The following is a 17,078-nucleotide window of genomic DNA, read 5'->3' on the forward strand; positions in this document are numbered from 1 at the left end:
GTTCTCAGGATTCTGGATTGAAAAGAGGCTTCGCCAAGCCGGGAACATCCGTGCGCATGGAGAAAAGCGCACCCGAAAGCGGATATTCAGCGAGTTCGTCTTCCGGGCGGCCAATGCTGGCGCTGGTGCAATACAGCGTTTTCATATCAGGGCCGCCGAAGGTAATCATCGTTGGGCATTTGGCTGGGGCAGGATATTCGCCGATCAAAGCGCCATCTGGCGTATAGCGCTGAACCCGTCCACCCTCAAACAAGGCGGTCCAATAGCAGCCCTCGACATCGACCGCGCCGCCGTCCGGCCGGCCTTTGTCTGTGTCGGAACCAAACTTGGCGAATAGCTGCCGGTTCGTCGCTTCCCCGGTCGAGACATCATAATCGTAGGTAAACAGCGAGTAGCGCAGGGTATCGGAGTGATAGAGCCGCTTGCCATCAGGAGCAAAGGCGACGCCATTCGACGTCAGTAACCCGCCAGCCAGTTTTTCAAGTCCCTTCGCATCGCAACGATAAAGGCTGGCAATGCCCTGCTCGCGTGTTTCATCGACGGTACCTGCAATGAAACGACCCGCCGGATCGACCATACCATCGTTGAAACGACTGATCGTCTGATCTTCCGGGTTGCTGGCCAGTTTGCGCAGCAATTCGCCGCGATTTGAAATCAGCCAGATGCCGGAGCGAAGACCGGCGACGAAACCGCCGCCTTCGACAAGCCCAATGCAGCCCACTTCCTCAGGCAGAGTTAGCGTGTCCAACGCCTTTGAACTCGGGTCAAACCGATGAATGCGGCTCTTCTTGATATCGACGAAATAGAGCACTTGTTCTTCGACAGACCACAATGGGCACTCACCCAATGCGGCCTTCACATCCAGAACAAGTTCAAATCGGGCTTGCACGATGAATGACCTCAGTAAGCTGCTGTTGGTGCGGCGGCAGGCTTTTCTTCACCCTTCATCTGGCCCAGCCAGTCATTTGCACGGCCCGTCATCATGGCAATATCGGATGCGATGGCGGCGTAGTCGTAGCCATAGCCGATGAAGCGCTTCACCATATCCGGGTTAGGTCCAACGATGCCAACGGGCTTGCCAGCGGCATGGGCATCCCTTGCAGCTTTTTCGATGAGAGCCTGCACTTCTGGATGAGCGATATTGCCGATATGGCCCATGGCAGCGGAGAGATCGCCAGGACCGACAAACAGCGCATCGATGCCTTCAACAGCGGCGATTTCCGGCAGGCGTTCAATCGCCTCTGGTGTTTCAAGCTGCACGATGGTGCACACATCGTCATTCGCGCTTTTCAGATAGTTCGGAATAGTGCCGAACTTGGAGCCACGGTGAACAGCGGCCACGCCACGAATACCATGGGGCGGATAGCGGGTATAGGACGCTGCGGCCTTTGCCTCTTCCGCGTTCTGGACGAAAGGCAGCATGACTGTGCGTGCGCCGGCATCCATGCAGCGCTTGACCAGTACCTGATCGTTCCAGGCCAAGCGAACGACAGCATCGGCAGGCGTGCATCCAATGGCACGCAGGATATGAGCCAGATCGGACACTTCGATCGGCACATGCTCCATGTCCACGACGAGGAAGTCGAAACCGGAATAGCCAAGCGCTTCAGCACTTGCGGGTGCAGCGGCCATCAGCCAGGTGCCAAGAGGCGTTGCACGGTTCTTATCGGACAACCAGGATTTGAAAGGGTTGAGCTTGCTCATCATTGTGTCCTTTAGAAAATGACCGGATCAGGCACGGTCTTCGTGCCGCTCAGGAAGTCGAAATCGCAGCCCTCATGAGCTTGGCTTACATGTTGCTGGTAAAGTGCTGCAAAGGAGCGTTCATAAATACGAGCTGTAGGCTTCCAATCTGCCCGGCGAGCGGCCAACTCTTCTTCGCTGACCTTCATGTTGATGGTGCCTGCGACAACATCCAGCTCGATCAGATCGCCAGTCTTCACCAATGCCAAAGGCCCACCGACAGCCGCTTCGGGAGAAACGTGCAGAATGCAGGTGCCGTAATGCGTGCCGCTCATACGACCGTCGCAGATGCGCACCATGTCGCGAACGCCCTGCTTCAACAGCTTTTTCGGGATCGGCAGGTTACCCCACTCAGGCATTCCCGGCGCGCCAACAGGTCCGGCATTACGAAGGATGATGACCGTATCCTCGGTGACGTCTAGGTCTGGGTTGTCCAGCGTCTTGTTCATGGTCGCTGGGTCATCGAAGACGATCGCCGGGCCTATATGCTTCAGGAACTTGGGGTTAGCCGCGGATGATTTCATCACCGCACCATTCGGAGCCAGGTTTCCGCGCAGGACTTCCAGTGTCTTGCCCTTGGAGAGCGGTACGACCGGGTTGCTTTCATCGCGAATGACTTCGTCATTCCAGCATTCAGCATCGGCGATGTTTTCGCCAATCGTCTTGCCGTTCACGGTTGGACGAGAAAGATCGAGATGATGAGAGAACTTCTTGAGAAGCGCGTTCAGTCCGCCCGCGAAGTAAAAATCTTCCATCAGATATTCGCCTGATGGGAAAACATTAGCCGCTACCGGAACCTTGCCTGCCATGGCTGACATATCGTCCAGCGTCAGTTCAACGCCTGCACGCTTTGCCATGGCAACAAGATGAACCGCAGCATTGGTAGAGCCGCCGAGCGCCATGTAGGCAACGAGGCCGTTGAGGAAGGTTTCCTTGCTCAGGATGTCTGAAGGCTTCAGATCTTCCCAGACCATCTCGACAATGCGCGTGCCGCATAACGACGCCATGCGTGGATGACCAGAATCCGTGGCCGGAATGGATGAGGCACCGGGCAAGGTCATACCCATGGCATCCACGATCGACGTCATGGTGGAGGCCGTACCGATGGTGTTGCAGGTGCCAGCTGAGCGGGTCATCCGGCTTTCCAGATCGACCCAGTCATCCTTGGTGATGTTACCTGCGCGAAGCTCATCCCAATATTTCTTGGTGTGAGTGCCTGCACCAGTCTTGATCCCGCGCCATTGACCGTTCGACATAGGCCCAGCAGGGCAGTAGATCACCGGCAAGTCCATGGAGAATGCACCCATCAGCAAACCGGGTGTGGACTTGTCGCAGCCGCCCAGAAGCACTGCGCCATCAATTGGGTGAGACCGCAGCAATTCTTCGCATTCCATGGCGAGGAAGTTACGGTAGAGCATGGTGGTAGGCTTCACCATGACTTCGCCAACCGAAAGAGCAGGCATTTCGACGGGATAACCGCCAGCCTGCCACACGCCGCGCTTGACTGCTTCTGCTCGGTCTCGCAGATGCGAATGGCACGGGCTCATCTCACTCCAGGTGTTGATGATCCCAATAACCGGGCGGCCCATGAATTCTTCGCGGCGCATACCCATCTGCTGCGTGCGCTGACGGTGGGCGAAACCGCGCATGTCATCGGAAGCGAACCAGCGCTGGCTGCGCAGTTCGGATAATTCTTTTCTCTTTGTCATTGCAATTATCCCTTGATGCCGCCCGCGGTGAGGCCCGAGACCACGCGCTCCTGGAAGATGACGATCAAGACTGCGACGGGGACGATGCCAACGACCAGCGCGGCCGAAATGACTGGCCATGGAAAGGCGAACTCGCCCTGATAAAGCTGGATGCCGACTGGAAGCGTACGCAGCGAGGGGTTCGAATTGAAGGAGAGCGCCAGCAGGAACTCATCCCAGGCATTTACGAAAGCTAGAATACCAGCGGTAAAAACACCCGGCGCACAAAGCGGAACGACGACCTTGAACAGGGCACCGAGACGAGTGCAGCCGTCAATCATCGCAGCATTTTCAAGATCACGCGGAATGCCTTCGAAGAAGGAGACGAGCATCAGCGTGCAAACCGGAAGCGAAAGCACTGTATAGGGCAAGATGAGCGCAATCCAGCTGTTCAAGAGGTTGAGTGCGCGCATGATTTCAAACAAAGGCACCAGCAGCGTGACCAGAGGGAAGGTGGACACCGCAATGATCAGCGAGAGGATAAGACCGCGATATTTGAGGTTCAGACGCGCCAGAGCATAGGCCGCGAGCACCGAGACTAGCAGGGTCAAGCAGGTGGAAAGCAACGCGACCATGAAGCTGTTGAACAGGAAGATATGCAGCGGTTGATCCGAAAAGGCCTGCATATAGTTGGCAAGGGTCGGCTGATGCGGAAACCAGGTAATGGGCTTTACCGTCAATTCCGCTTCCGTCTTCAGCGAGGTGAAGAGGATCCAGAGCGCCGGGAACATGCCGTTGACCAGAAGAATGGCAGCAGCGATGAAACGCAGCGGCTTGCCGGAAAAGAAAGAGGTGGAGCCGGAGGAGGCGACTTGGCTCATGAGTTTACTCCTTGGTCCGGATGATGCGGAGATAGACCGCTGTTACGCACATCGAGAGGGCAAACATGACGACGGCGAGTGCGGAGCCGTAACCCAGATCCAGGAACGACACGGTGTTCTGGTGGATGTACATAGCAAGCGTTGCCGTTGAAGTGCCGGGGCCGCCGCCGGTCATCATGTAAGGAATGTCAAAGGTCTGCAGGGCCGTGATCGTACGGAAGATGAGCGCGACCACGATGGAAGGCTTGAGAAGCGGAAGCGTGATCTCGAAAAACTGGCGGATACGGCCAGCGCCATCAACATCGGCAGCCTCGTAAAGCGAACGTGGAATTGTCTGCAAACCGGCCAGAATGATCAGCGCCATAAAAGACGAAGTCTTCCAGATGATGGTGAGACAGATCGCAGCAAATGCCAGGTTTGGAGAATTGAACCAGATCACGCCTTCAATGCCGAAACGAGCAAGAACATCGTTCACCACGCCGTATTCCGAGTGGAAGAACCAGGCAAAGATCAGGCCGGCGAAGGAAAGAGGAAGCGCCCATGGAATAAGAAGGGACAGGCGCACCGGCCACTGAACACCAAAAGGAAGGTTTGCAAGCAGCGCAAGCGCCAGACCGACGAAAAGCGCTCCGGGTACGGTGATCAGTGTGATCAGCACCGTGTTCCAGGTGGTTTCCCAGAACACCGGATCGGTGAACATCAGCTGATAGTTTTCGAAGCCTACAAATTCCGCTGGCAGGCCAGACGTCAGCGAGAGGCTGAAGAAACTCGTATAGGCCAGTCGGATAACCGGATAAACAATGATCAGCGACAGAAGAATGGCCGCCGGAGCCAGTAGCAGGATTGCAAGGGCGCGATCGCTAAGATCGAGAAACTTCACCCAACCCGGCTGCTGTTTTTCAATCCGTTGATTATTGGCGATGGTTTGAGTGTTCACCTTGGCTGCTCCCGGCAAGACTCGTCGGCAAAAGAAACCCCTCGCAATCCCAAATGAGATTGCGTGAAAGGGATATTGGGAGGAGAGGGCAAGACGCCCTCGCCTGATACTTTAAACTTGATTCCGTATCAGCGAATGATGCGGCGAAGACGTGCTTCGATCTGTGCTGCACCATCTTCCGGTGTAGTCACGCCAGCCAGAACCGCATTGACGGTCGTGCGGATGACTTCGCTGACTTCGTTATAGCGTGGAGTAACCGGACGCGGCTTTGCAGTTTCAACAACCTGCTTTGCATCAGCAAACCAAGGGGCCGCCTTCACAACGTCGGCATCCTGATAGAGCGCCGGGTAGGTTGGCAGCAGCGAGCCGTTCACAGCCATGTACTTGGAAGCTTCCTGGCTGGAGAGATATTCAACCAGCTTCTTGGCGGCATCCTGGTTTTTGGAATAGGCGGAAACACCCCATTCCCAGCCACCGAGGCAGGTCGTCTGTTCGCCGCCGGTCACAGCCGGAAGGCGGGTCACGCCAACCTTGCCAGCAACCGCCGATTCCTTGCCTTGAGCCTGCGCCCATGCATAGGACCAGTTTACAGCGAACACAGCATTACCGGCCTGAAATTCCTTGCGGGTGTCATCCGTTGCGACTTCTGCAATGTTCTTCTTGGACACGCCTTCATCCACGAAGCTCTTCCACAGCTTCAAGGACTTCACGGCAGCATCCTTGTCGAATGTCAGTTTGCCGTTGTCGACGAGGTTTTTGCCCTGGCTCCAGTATGGCAGCAAGAAGGTACAAACTGCACCTTCAATTGCTTTCCCTTGGAACGAGAGACCCTGCAAGTCAGCCTTGTTCTCACCGCCGTTGATTTTTTTGACGGCAGCCTTCAACTCATCCCAGGTCTTAGGCGGCTCAACGCCATACTTTTCCAGAAGATCCTTGCGGTAGTAAAGGAACATTGAGTCCGCAAAGGCGGGCAGGGCAACAACCTTGCCATCAACCGTGTTGGCTTCTGCATAGGCTGGAAGGTAGACCTTCATGTCCTTGCCTTCGAAAGGCGAGGTCCAGCCAGCGGCTGCAAATTGCGCCGGGCGGATAACGTCGAGGATCAGAACATCCAGCGAGCTGTCTTTCGCGGACATGATGGTGTTGAGATACTGAGCCTGAGCTTCGGACGTGTTGCCGCCAGTCTCAATCGTGACCTTCGTGCCTGGGTTGGCAGCTTCGAACTGGTCCAAAACCTTGCGCCAAACCTGAGGCTGGTGCTGGCTGGAAATGTAAACTTTCAGTTCTGTATCGGCAAAAGCCGGAGCCGCAAGGCCTAGAATGCTGGCAGATAGAAGGGCGCCAGCCAAACGCTTGATCATCATGGTCTCTCTCCCAAGTATTACGAGTTCTAAACGGGTGCTGCTCCCCCGTCTGGAGTTCAAACGATGGCGCGTTCCGTTGCGGCATCGAAAAGATGAACCTTCGTGGGGTCAAGCCCCAGACGAAGTTCCGTGTTCGGCTCCGGGCGCATTTCCGGCGGCATACGCGCCGTCAGGGTTTCACCACCAATAGCAAAATGCACGAGCGTATCCGAACCTAGAGGCTCGACGACCTGGACCTTGGCGGTCAGGGTCATGGCCGGGTCTGCCACCGTCACGAAATGCTCCGGGCGGATGCCGACTATCACGTCGCGGCCGTTTTCAACACTCTGCTTGTCTGCAGCAAGGGCGGATAGAGGAATTCGGTCGCCATTAGCGAATACAAGTGCACCATCCTGGGCTTTAGCCTTGGCAAAATTCATCGCGGGCGAGCCAACGAAGCCGCCAACGAAAACGCTCTGAGGCTTGTTGTAAACTTCATCCGGCGTGCCAACCTGCTCGATATCGCCGCCACGCAAGATAACGATGCGGTCTGCCAGCGTCATGGCTTCTACCTGATCGTGCGTCACGTAGATAATCGTGGTGCCGATTTGTTGGTGCAAACGCTTTATTTCGGTGCGCACCTGGCCACGCAGCTTGGCATCAAGGTTCGAAAGCGGCTCATCGAAGAGAAAGACCTGCGGACGGCGAACGATGGCGCGACCCATTGCGACACGCTGGCGCTGGCCGCCAGACAACTGGCCGGGGCGACGATCCAGCAGATGGGCAATGCCCAGCATTTCTGCGGCTTCGTTAATGCGTCCTTCGGCATCCTTTACCGATACGCCACGAACCTTCAGGCTGAACCCCATGTTTTCGCGCACAGTTTTGTGCGGGTAAAGTGCATAGTCCTGGAAAACCATAGCAATATCGCGCTCGCGAGGCGCAAGCTTGTTGACCACGCGCTCGCCAATGCGGATTTCGCCGCCACTGATCGTTTCTAGACCCGCCACCATGCGCAAGGTCGTGGATTTGCCGCAGCCGGAAGGGCCTACAAAGACAACAAATTCGCCATCCTGAATCTCAAGGTCGATACCTTTGACGATTCGCAGCGAGCCATAGCTCTTTTCGAGCTTGCGAAGGCTGACAGAAGCCATGAAATCCCTCCCAGCACGGCGCAAACACCGACGCCGCATCATGCAAATTTTCGCCAATCATAGCGCTACGATTTGCAAACGCAATCCCCGTCTGCAGTTTTCCTTTTATTCTTTCTAAATGGCTTGATCAAACGCTTTTATGGCGAAAAATCGTTGCCATCTCGCGTTATTCCTGCAAAATGAACATGCCAACGACGCCATAAACGGATATCCGGTATTTCGCAGCGCTACGTAGGAGGGGGTATGGCAGACCAAATTAAGGGGGCTATCTCTCGTCCGCAGCGGCAACGCCGTAAGATGCAGAGCGTCACCATGATGGATGTGGCAGAGCAAGCCAAGGTTTCGCCATCCACGGTTTCCCTGTATCTTCGCCGACCAGAGGCTGTCTCTGCAAGTGCAGGAAGCGCAATCGCGCGTGCTATCGACAAGTTGAATTATGTGCCGAATCTGGTTGCTGGCGGGTTGGCCGCCGCCTCCTCGCGCGCCGTCAGCATCATTGTTCCATCAGTTCGCAATGCATTCTTCGCCGAAACGGTGGCTGCCATGCAAACTGCTCTTCGCAAAGAACGCCTTCAGGTCATTCTCGGACACACGGAATATGACGAGAAGGAAGAGGAAGATCTCGTTCGGACCGCTTTGTCATGGGCTCCAGCGGCTGTCGTTTTAACGGGTCTTTCCCATAGCGAAGCTACCCGCAAGATGCTGGCAAAAACGAGTGTTCCGGTCATTGAGATCTGGGAGCTTGGTGGTCCGCAGATCGATACGGCTATTGGCTTTCATCACGACCAAGTGGGCGTGGCGTCTGCTCGTCATCTTATTCAGGAAGGGCGGCGAAACCTGCTGTTCCTCGGGGCGCGAATGCATGAAGACCGGCGCGCGCGCCAGCGCTGCGATGGTTTCGTTTTGTCAGCGAAGGAAGCTGGCGCGAAGGTAGATGTGGTTCAGCACCCGGCTCCATCTTCTGCCGAGGTGGGAGCCATGCTGCTGGCGGAAGCGCTGGAAATGCATCCTGATGTAGACGGCATTGCTTGTTCGAATGATCACGTCGCTTTGGGTGCCTTGTTCGAGTGTGAGCGATTGGGTATCTCTGTGCCTGATCGTTTGGCTATTATTGGCTTTGGTGACTTGAGCTTCAGTGGTGCTTGCAATCCGTCGCTCAGTACGATCAGACCTTCTGGCGATCTCATTGGGCGCGAGGCTGCCCGCCTGATCGTGGATCACATGGCGGGCAAGGACATGGAGCGCAACGCTTCGATTGATACGCGCTTCACGCTGCTGCACCGACGCAGCAGCTGAGGTTGCCTAAGTACTCTTCAGAATCTCTGCCACCAGCACTCCCCCGGTACCGCGCAAATTTATCCCGCTTTCATAAGGTTCGAGGAGGATGGCGTCATGCTTCTTGAGGCTTTCTCCATTCAGTTCGGCCGCGTCGTCCAGGCATAACACCAGCCGCAGATATTGGGATGGCTGCAATGCGAGCGGCAAAATTTCCCGCCTGACAGAGTGACTGCATATGCCTCGCCTTGTCATAACATTGAAATCAACCACAGTTGCGTTGGAAAGTCGCGCAGTTGTTGGAGTATCCGCTGGGAAAGACAAGGGATCAGAAGCGGGCGATAAGATAACCTCATCTTTGCCTTCGATGTCCAGTTTCATTCCGTCACCAGAGAGGATCGTCAAGGTTCGATCGATCCCAGGAAAGGTCGAAAAAGGGCCGTCCACAGCGACAGTCGCCATGCTGATCCGCCAGTGAAAGCTGGAAAGATCGGCATCCGGTGGAAAGACGGCGATTTCCGCCGTCTCACCGCCGCCGTTTTTCCAGGGCATGCGCCTATAATCCGCTGCCTTGAGGATTTTCACTTCAATTTCCCAAAATGCCAGGAAGCCGCAGACCCTTTTCCTTGGCGCAATCCAATGCAATGTCATAGCCTGCATCCGCATGGCGCATGACACCAGTAGCTGGGTCATTCCACAACACGCGCTCCAGACGACGCGCCGCATCGTCCGTGCCGTCTGCGCAGATCACCATGCCGGAATGCTGGGAAAAGCCCATGCCCACACCGCCACCGTGATGGAGTGACACCCAAGTTGCACCCGATGCGCAGTTGAGCAGCGCATTCAGCAGAGGCCAATCGGAAACTGCGTCAGAGCCGTCTTTCATAGCCTCCGTTTCTCGGTTTGGAGACGAAACAGAGCCTGAATCGAGATGGTCGCGTCCGATAACAACTGGCGCTTTCAGTTCGCCGTTCCGCACCATCTCATTGAAGGCCAGGCCCAGCTTGTGCCGATCACCCAGACCGACCCAGCAAATACGTGCCGGAAGACCTTGGAACGAGATGCGTTCGCGTGCCATGTCCAGCCAGTTGTGCAGGTGCTTGTTATCAGGCAGCAGCTCCTTCACCTTGGCATCTGTCTTGTAGATATCTTCCGGATCGCCTGAGAGCGCTGCCCAGCGGAATGGGCCGATACCCCGGCAGAACAGTGGACGAATATAGGCAGGAACGAAACCTGGAAATGCAAAGGCATCTTCCAGACCTTCTTCCTTGGCAACCTGACGGATGTTGTTGCCATAATCGAGTGTCGGCACACCCATGTTCCAGAAATCCACCATGGCCTGAACATGAACCTTCATGGACGCACGCGATGCCGCTTCAACCGCTTTTGGGTCAGACTCCTGCTTGGCGCGCCATTCGGCGACTGTCCATCCCGAAGGAAGGTAGCCGTGGATTGGGTCATGCGCAGAAGTCTGGTCGGTCACGATATCCGGCTTCACGCCACGGCGAACGAGTTCTGGAAATATCTCTGCCGCGTTGCCCAGCAGGCCTACAGACTTTGCTTCGCCTGCTTTGGTCCATTGATCAATGAGCGCCAGCGCCTCGTCCAGTGTATGCGCTTTAGCGTCAACGTAACGGGTGCGAAGGCGGAAATCGATCCGGGTTTCATCGCACTCTACCGCCAGGCAGCATGCTCCTGCCATGACTGCGGCGAGTGGCTGTGCACCACCCATACCACCCAGGCCGCCGGTCAAAATCCATTTGCCTTTGAGGTTGCCGTTATAGTGCTGGCGACCAGCTTCAACAAAGGTTTCGTAAGTGCCCTGCACGATGCCCTGTGTGCCTATGTAGATCCACGAACCGGCAGTCATTTGGCCGTACATGGCCAAGCCTCTTTTATCCAGCTCGTTGAAATGATCCCATGTTGCCCAATGCGGCACCAGATTTGAGTTGGCAATGAGAACTCGGGGGGCATCCTTGTGCGTGCGGAACACGCCAACCGGCTTGCCGGATTGCACGATCAAGGTTTCTTCTTCCGTCAGCGTCTTTAGAGTTTCGACAATTTTGTCGAAATCGTTCCAGGTGCGGGCGGCGCGGCCTATGCCACCATAAACCACCAGATCATGCGGACGTTCTGCGACATCGGGATCGAGATTGTTCATGAGCATGCGCAAAGGGGCTTCCGTCATCCAGCTTTTGGCGGAAAGCTCTGTTCCAGTCGCGGCGCGAACTTCACGAATGTTATGGCGTGGGTTGGTCATGGTCGTGTTCCCTGGATTTTAAGCTCAAGCGCTACGGCTTCCATTTTTCGGAGAATGAGTGAGAGGTGCTCGCGGAGCCGTTCTGCTTTCGCGCGATCATAGGTGAAGGGAGGTGCCTCCCTGACCAAATGGGTGATCTGCGCTAGCTCCATTTGAATGGCGTGAATGCCTGCTTGCGGCTTGCCATAGTGGCGCGTTGTCCAGCCGCCTTTGAAACGGCCATTCACAACTGAGGTATAGCCTTCCGCATCGGCAGCAATCTGGCTGGCCGCTTCTTCGATACGTCGATCACAGGTCCGACCTGAGTCCGTTCCGATGTTGAAATCTGGCAATTTGCCGTCAAACAAAAACGGGATGTGGGAGCGGATCGAATGGCAATCATAGAGTACGGCAATGCCATGCTCAGCTTTAACGCGCTCAATCTCAGCCGAAAGAGCCGCGTGATAAGGCGTGTGGAAGGTTTCGATGCGTCGGGCTATATCCTCCGCAACCGGTTCCTGACCATCGACCCAGATCGCTACACCGTCGAAATCTGTAGTTGGAACAAGTTCAGTGGTATTCTGACCTGGATAAAGGCTCACGCCGGAAGGATCACGGTTTGCATCGATCACATAGCGATGAAATGTGGCGCGCACCGCTGTGGCATCTGCCAAAAGCCCTGAATAAAGCTCATGGATATGCCAATCGGTATCGGCAAGCAGCTTGCCGTTGTCGTTGAGCCGATTCCAAATCTCCGAGGGAACGTCTGTTCCCGTATGGGGGAAGGCAAGAATAATAGGGGAGGAGCCCTGCGTGATTTCAAACACCGCCACGACACTCAGCCCTCCAACTTGGGCAGGATGTCAGCTGAAACACTACCCGTCAGGCCTCCGTTAGCGACAAGGCGGCTCGCCGTCTCCAAATCGGGCGCCATGTAGCGATCTTCTTCCAGTGTCGGGACGACAGAACGCAGAGCAGCAATCGCTTTTTTCAATTCCGGGCTGGTGGAGAGTGGAGCACGAAATTCCACGCCTTGCGCCGCCGTCAGAGCCTCGATACCGACGATGGAGAAGAGGTTATCCGTCATCTGAAGCAGGCGGCGCGCACCATGGCAGGCCATGGAAACGTGGTCTTCCTGATTGGCCGATGTTGGCGTGGAATCAACCGATGCCGGATGGGACATCTGCTTGTTCTCGCTCATCAGGGCGGCTGACGTGACTTCGGCAATCATGAGGCCGGAATTGAGGCCAGGTTTCTTGGCTAGGAAGGCAGGAAGACCGTAGGACAGGGCGGGATCGACCAGCAAAGCGATCCGGCGTTGAGCAATCGCTCCGATTTCACAAACGGCAATGGCAATCTGGTCCGCCGCGAAGGCAACAGGTTCCGCGTGGAAATTGCCCCCAGACACAACGCTGTCATCCGATAGAACAAGAGGGTTGTCGGTAACTGCATTGGCTTCGATTTCAAGCGTTCGGCCAGCCATGCGCAGGAGGTCCAAGCATGCGCCGTCCACCTGTGGCTGGCAGCGGATGCAGTAAGGGTCCTGTACGCGTTCATCGCCTTCGAGATGGCTCTCGCGGATGACCGAACCCTCCAACAGCCGGCGGAGCGATGCGGCCGTGTCGATCTGCCCCTTATGGCCACGAAGTGTGTGAATATCTGCGGTAAATGGCGCAGAAGATCCCATGGCTGCATCAGTGGATAAGGCACCAGTGACGAGCGCTGCCTGAGCAGCGCGGTGTGCACGGAACAGACCCGCAAGCGCGAGTGCAGTCGAAGCCTGTGTGCCGTTGATGAGTGCAAGCCCTTCTTTCGCTGCCAGCACAACGGGTGTTAACCCCGCCCGTTTCAATGCCTCGCCGCCCGAGAACTTCTCACCTTGAAAGAACGCTTCCGCCTCACCCATCATGACGGCTGCCATATGCGCTAGCGGTGCGAGATCTCCCGACGCACCGACCGAACCCTTTTCAGGAATGAGCGGCGTGACGCCTTTTTCCAACATAGCTTCGATCAGGCGGATGAGTTCCAGCCTTACACCAGATGCTCCGCGACCAAGTGATATCAGCTTAAGCGCCATGATCAGGCGAACGATATTTTCCGGCATCGGCGCGCCCACGCCGCAGCAGTGCGACAGAATGAGGTTGCGCTGCAGCGTTGCGGTGTCTGCCGCGTCGATTTTAATGGAGGCAAGTTTGCCAAAGCCAGTATTGATGCCATAGACAGGCGCATTGCCTGCAGCGATTGCAGCAATACGGGCCGCCGCCTTTTCAATTCGCGTATCAAAGCTGCGATCGAGAACTGCTGTCTCGCCATCCCAATAGATGCGGGCAAGGTCGGCCAGTTCAACGCTGCCTGGGTGGAGAACAATGGTCATTCAAATCGCTCCTGACATGAAATTGGATGAGATGTGGCCGTTAAAAACCCTGGCTTGAAGTGGGTTGAAGCCCATCCGGTAAACAAGCTCTGCGGGACGCTCGATGTCCCACAGGGTAAAATCGGCGGCCTTTCCAGCCTCCAGCGTTCCAGTCTCGCCGGAAAGCCCCAGTGCAGTAGCTGCTTCACGGGTTACGCCAGCCAAACATTCTTCAACCGTCAGCCCGAACAGCGTTGCACCCATGTTCATGGTGAGAAGCAGGGAGGTCAGCGGAGATGTTCCCGGATTGCTGTCCGTTGCCAGTGCGATGGATGCGCCTTCTCTTCGAAGGGCCGCGATCGGAGGATACTGCTTTTCCCGCAGCGTATAGAAAGCGCCGGGTAGCAGCACTGCAACGGTCGCTGCTTCAACCAAGGCTGCTACATCGCCATCCGCGAGATATTCCAGGTGATCGACAGATAGAGCACCATAGGACGCCGCAAGTTTGGCACCCTTGAGATCGGACAGTTGTTCCGCATGGAGTTTTACAGGCAGGGAAAGCCTTCGCGCCTCATCGAATACGAGTGCGATTTCAGCAGGCGAAAAAGCTATACCTTCGCAAAAGCCATCAACCGCATCGACCAGACCTTCCGCATGCGCAGCAGCCAAGCCGGGGAGCACAACGTCGCGTAGATAGTCGTCGTTGCGCCCTTTATATTCCGGCGGGGTGGCGTGTGCTGCAAGCCAAGTCGTCGCGATGCGAACCGGCCGAACGTCTTGCAATTCGCGCGCAGCGCGCAGCATATTCAACTCGCCCTCAATATTGAGCGCGTAACCGGATTTGATTTCCACGGTAGAAGTGCCCTCGGCGAGCAAGGCATCGAGTCTCGGCAGGGCTTGCTCGACCAGTTGCTCGACCGTGAGTGCGCGAGTCGCCTTTACTGACGAGATAATACCGCCGCCAGCGCGAGCCACGTCTTCATAGCTTGCTCCGGCAAGCCGCATTTCAAATTCCATGGCACGGTTGCCGCCATAAACGAGATGGGTGTGGCAATCGATAAAGGAAGGCAAAATCCAACGGCCCTGGCAATCGATCCGGCGGATATCTGCAGGGAGCATGGTAGGGAGATCATTTTCCGAACCAACGTAGATCAAACGGCCATTCTCAACAAGAATGGCTCCCTTTTCTATCGGTGCGGCCCCTTTTACCATGGTTGCGATATGCGCATTGACCCACAAAGAAGAGGTTCGCGTCATGGCCTCCCAAGCCTGCTTTGAGCGTTCTTTTTCCATCGGCTTCACCTTCCATTTGCGGATAATGTATAGACATGATAATGCTGTGCGCAAGTCAATTTTTTTTGCGTCATTGCCGGAGATGCCCGCCATGGACATAAGCCTTCACATCGAAAATCTATATTGTTCAGAGGGTTGGAGAAAAAATGTGAGGCTTCGTATTGTAAAGGGGAGCATCGCTGCGATCAAAGAAGGTGTGCCGGTTGAGAAGGATGATGAGCGCCATCACACCGTAGTTCCAGCCATGCCCAACCTGCACAGCCATGCGTTTCAACGCGCAATGGCGGGTCTGGCTGAAACAAGAGGTCCGGGCAGTGATAGTTTCTGGAGTTGGCGCGAGCTTATGTATCGGCTGGCGCTCAACTTCACGCCGCAACAGGCTGAGGCCGTGGCTGCTCAACTGTATATGGAGATGCTGGAAGCCGGTTTCGGGCGGGTAGGTGAATTTCACTATCTGCACCATGATACCAATGGTGCGCATTATGCGAACATCGGTGAAATGGCTGAACGGATCGCGGCCGCAAGCGAAGCCGTTGGCATATCGCTGACGCTGCTGCCGGTTTATTATGCCCATTCCGGTTTTGGCGGTCAGGCACCCACAGAAGGTCAGCGCCGTTTCATTCATTCCATCGATGAATTCGACAAACAGATAGACGCATGCAAGCACATCGTCTCGCACTTGCCGCAGGCGAAGCTTGGCATTGCGCCCCATAGCCTGCGCGCCGTAACTCCTGAGGAGTTGAGGAGCATATTGCCGCTAGCTGAAGGCGGACCGGTCCATATCCACGTGGCAGAGCAAACGCGAGAGGTTGACGATTGCCTTCTCCATTTGGGCAAACGTCCGGTTGAATGGCTGCTTGATACCATGCCGGTTGATGCCCGATGGTGCATGATACATGCAACGCATATGACAGCATCTGAAACCACGGCTCTTGCTCAAAGCGGTGCGGTGGCAGGTCTCTGCCCCATCACAGAGGCAAATCTTGGCGATGGCATTTTTGATGGCATCCGCTTTGAGAATGCGGGTGGAGCATGGGGCGTGGGTTCTGACTCGAATGTTCGGATTTCAGTTGCGGAAGAGCTCCGCCAATTGGAGTATTCGCAGCGCCTGGGTGAGCGTGTGCGCAATGCCATGGCAAAACCAAACGAATCCACGGGTCGGGCGCTTTTCAATGCCGCGCTCAATGGCGGGACACGAGCACTGGCTGGTGCAAAGCCATTGGAAATAGGTTCACCTGCCGATTTGGTCTCTCTCAATAGCACTGGCGCACCCTACCTAAACGGCGACCAGATTCTGGACGGATGGATTTTTGGGCAGGGTGTATGCGTGGACCGCGTGTGGGTGAATGGCATTGAACGTGTGCGGCAGGGTCGCCACCTCAAGAGAGAAGCGATAAGCAGGAACTTCAAGACAGCCATGCAGGAGCTTTTGCAAACATGACCGCAGATAAGGAAGGAACGCTGCACAGCCGAATTCTGGGCGACATTGAGCAGAAAATCCTATCTGGCGAGTGGCCACCCGGACATCGCCTGCCATTTGAGGTGGACCTTGCCGCGCAATATGGTTGCTCGCGCATGACAGCAAACAAGGTGCTGACGCAGCTTGCGCGTGCCGGAATGATTGAGCGGCGGAAAAAGTCCGGCAGTTTCGTTTCACAGCCGATTGCGCAAGCAGCAGTTCTGGAAATCCACGATATAGAGACCGAGGTTCGGTCTCTCAAACAAGCCTATGGCTACAAGCTTCTTTTGCGTGAGGTAAGACAGGCTGACAAGGCTGACCTTACGAAGCTGGATGTGGAGGAGGGTTCGCCCCTTTTGCAGTTGTGCTGCCTGCATTACGCCGGGGCCAGTATTTTTTGCGTGGAAGATCGACTGATCAATCTTTCTACGGTTCCTGATGCAGAAACGGCAGATTTTGAAAACAATGTTCCCGGCCCCTGGCTTCTAGCCCGCGTTCCGTGGAATGCGGCGGAACATCGCATCCAGGCGACTGCCGCTAGCGCTGAAATGGCTAAGCGTCTTCAAATCGTCAAAAATGCGCCGTGTCTCGTCATTGAACGCCGCACTTGGGGTGCTACCGGCCCCGTAACTCAGGTCCGGCTAACCTACCACGGTGAGCGGCATCAACTGGTAGCCCGGTTTCAGCCGGGTGAATCCGACCGAGCCGGATGA

General features: G+C 55.9%; 15 protein-coding genes. 3 read left to right on the forward strand and 12 right to left on the reverse strand.

The features are described from left to right. Nucleotides 1-4: 4 nt before the first annotated feature. The 7 genes from AC0JZ1_RS02020 to AC0JZ1_RS02050 form a co-directional block, all read right to left on the reverse strand. Entirely contained in the window at nucleotides 5-889 is an 885-nt protein-coding gene (locus tag AC0JZ1_RS02020; protein WP_471880770.1) for an SMP-30/gluconolactonase/LRE family protein, read from the reverse strand. A gap of 11 nt (nucleotides 890-900) precedes the next feature. After that, nucleotides 901-1,704 carry an HpcH/HpaI aldolase family protein gene (locus AC0JZ1_RS02025; RefSeq protein ID WP_471880771.1) on the reverse strand — a complete coding sequence of 268 codons (804 nt, stop codon included), beginning with the start codon at nucleotides 1,702-1,704 and terminating at the stop codon, nucleotides 901-903. A gap of 11 nt (nucleotides 1,705-1,715) precedes the next feature. Then, entirely contained in the window at nucleotides 1,716-3,452 is a 1,737-nt protein-coding gene (gene araD, locus AC0JZ1_RS02030) for an L-arabinonate dehydratase (RefSeq protein WP_471880772.1), read from the reverse strand. Nucleotides 3,453-3,457: 5 nt separating this feature from the next. Then, nucleotides 3,458-4,312, reverse strand: a complete 855-nt coding sequence (locus AC0JZ1_RS02035; RefSeq protein ID WP_471880773.1) for a carbohydrate ABC transporter permease — start codon at nucleotides 4,310-4,312, stop codon at nucleotides 3,458-3,460. 4 nt (nucleotides 4,313-4,316) lie between these two features. Continuing rightward, complete coding sequence (locus AC0JZ1_RS02040; RefSeq protein WP_471880774.1) at nucleotides 4,317-5,249, reverse strand: carbohydrate ABC transporter permease; 933 nt, start codon at nucleotides 5,247-5,249, stop codon at nucleotides 4,317-4,319. Nucleotides 5,250-5,377: 128 nt separating this feature from the next. After that, a complete protein-coding gene (locus tag AC0JZ1_RS02045) occupies nucleotides 5,378-6,613 on the reverse strand; it encodes an ABC transporter substrate-binding protein (RefSeq protein ID WP_471880775.1) in 1,236 nt (411 codons plus the stop codon). Nucleotides 6,614-6,669: 56 nt separating this feature from the next. Next, nucleotides 6,670-7,746, reverse strand: a complete 1,077-nt coding sequence (locus AC0JZ1_RS02050; protein ID WP_471880776.1) for an ABC transporter ATP-binding protein — start codon at nucleotides 7,744-7,746, stop codon at nucleotides 6,670-6,672. Between the two features lie 243 nt (nucleotides 7,747-7,989). Between AC0JZ1_RS02050 and AC0JZ1_RS02055 the strand changes: the two genes are divergently transcribed. Beyond that, a complete protein-coding gene (locus tag AC0JZ1_RS02055) occupies nucleotides 7,990-9,042 on the forward strand; it encodes a LacI family DNA-binding transcriptional regulator (protein WP_471880777.1) in 1,053 nt (350 codons plus the stop codon). A gap of 6 nt (nucleotides 9,043-9,048) precedes the next feature. Here AC0JZ1_RS02055 and AC0JZ1_RS02060 read toward each other — a convergent pair whose 3' ends face one another. Genes AC0JZ1_RS02060 through hutI form a run of 5 tightly spaced genes read right to left on the reverse strand, consistent with a single transcriptional unit; the run spans nucleotide 9,049 to nucleotide 14,906 of the window. Beyond that, nucleotides 9,049-9,687 carry a HutD/Ves family protein gene (locus tag AC0JZ1_RS02060; RefSeq protein WP_471880778.1) on the reverse strand — a complete coding sequence of 213 codons (639 nt, stop codon included), beginning with the start codon at nucleotides 9,685-9,687 and terminating at the stop codon, nucleotides 9,049-9,051. Next, nucleotides 9,608-11,281: a urocanate hydratase gene (gene hutU, locus AC0JZ1_RS02065; protein ID WP_471880779.1), complete on the reverse strand. Its 1,674-nt coding sequence runs from the start codon at nucleotides 11,279-11,281 to the stop codon at nucleotides 9,608-9,610. The genes AC0JZ1_RS02060 and hutU overlap by 80 nt, the downstream gene beginning before the upstream one ends. Further along, nucleotides 11,278-12,093 carry an N-formylglutamate deformylase gene (gene hutG / locus AC0JZ1_RS02070; protein ID WP_471880780.1) on the reverse strand — a complete coding sequence of 272 codons (816 nt, stop codon included), beginning with the start codon at nucleotides 12,091-12,093 and terminating at the stop codon, nucleotides 11,278-11,280. Before hutG ends, hutU begins: the two co-directional genes overlap by 4 nt. 5 nt (nucleotides 12,094-12,098) lie before the next feature. Then, on the reverse strand, nucleotides 12,099-13,634 hold the full coding sequence (gene hutH / locus AC0JZ1_RS02075; protein WP_471880781.1) for a histidine ammonia-lyase: 1,536 nt from the start codon (nucleotides 13,632-13,634) through the stop codon (nucleotides 12,099-12,101). After that, on the reverse strand, nucleotides 13,635-14,906 hold the full coding sequence (gene hutI, locus AC0JZ1_RS02080) for an imidazolonepropionase (protein ID WP_471880782.1): 1,272 nt from the start codon (nucleotides 14,904-14,906) through the stop codon (nucleotides 13,635-13,637). A gap of 91 nt (nucleotides 14,907-14,997) precedes the next feature. On the opposite strand from hutI, the gene AC0JZ1_RS02085 reads away from it, so the two are divergent. Beyond that, nucleotides 14,998-16,347, forward strand: a complete 1,350-nt coding sequence (locus AC0JZ1_RS02085) for a formimidoylglutamate deiminase (protein WP_471880783.1) — start codon at nucleotides 14,998-15,000, stop codon at nucleotides 16,345-16,347. Further along, on the forward strand, nucleotides 16,344-17,078 hold the full coding sequence (gene hutC / locus AC0JZ1_RS02090) for a histidine utilization repressor (RefSeq protein WP_471880784.1): 735 nt from the start codon (nucleotides 16,344-16,346) through the stop codon (nucleotides 17,076-17,078). The genes AC0JZ1_RS02085 and hutC overlap by 4 nt, the downstream gene beginning before the upstream one ends.

It is taken from the genome of Affinirhizobium capsici (genome assembly GCF_977018625.1).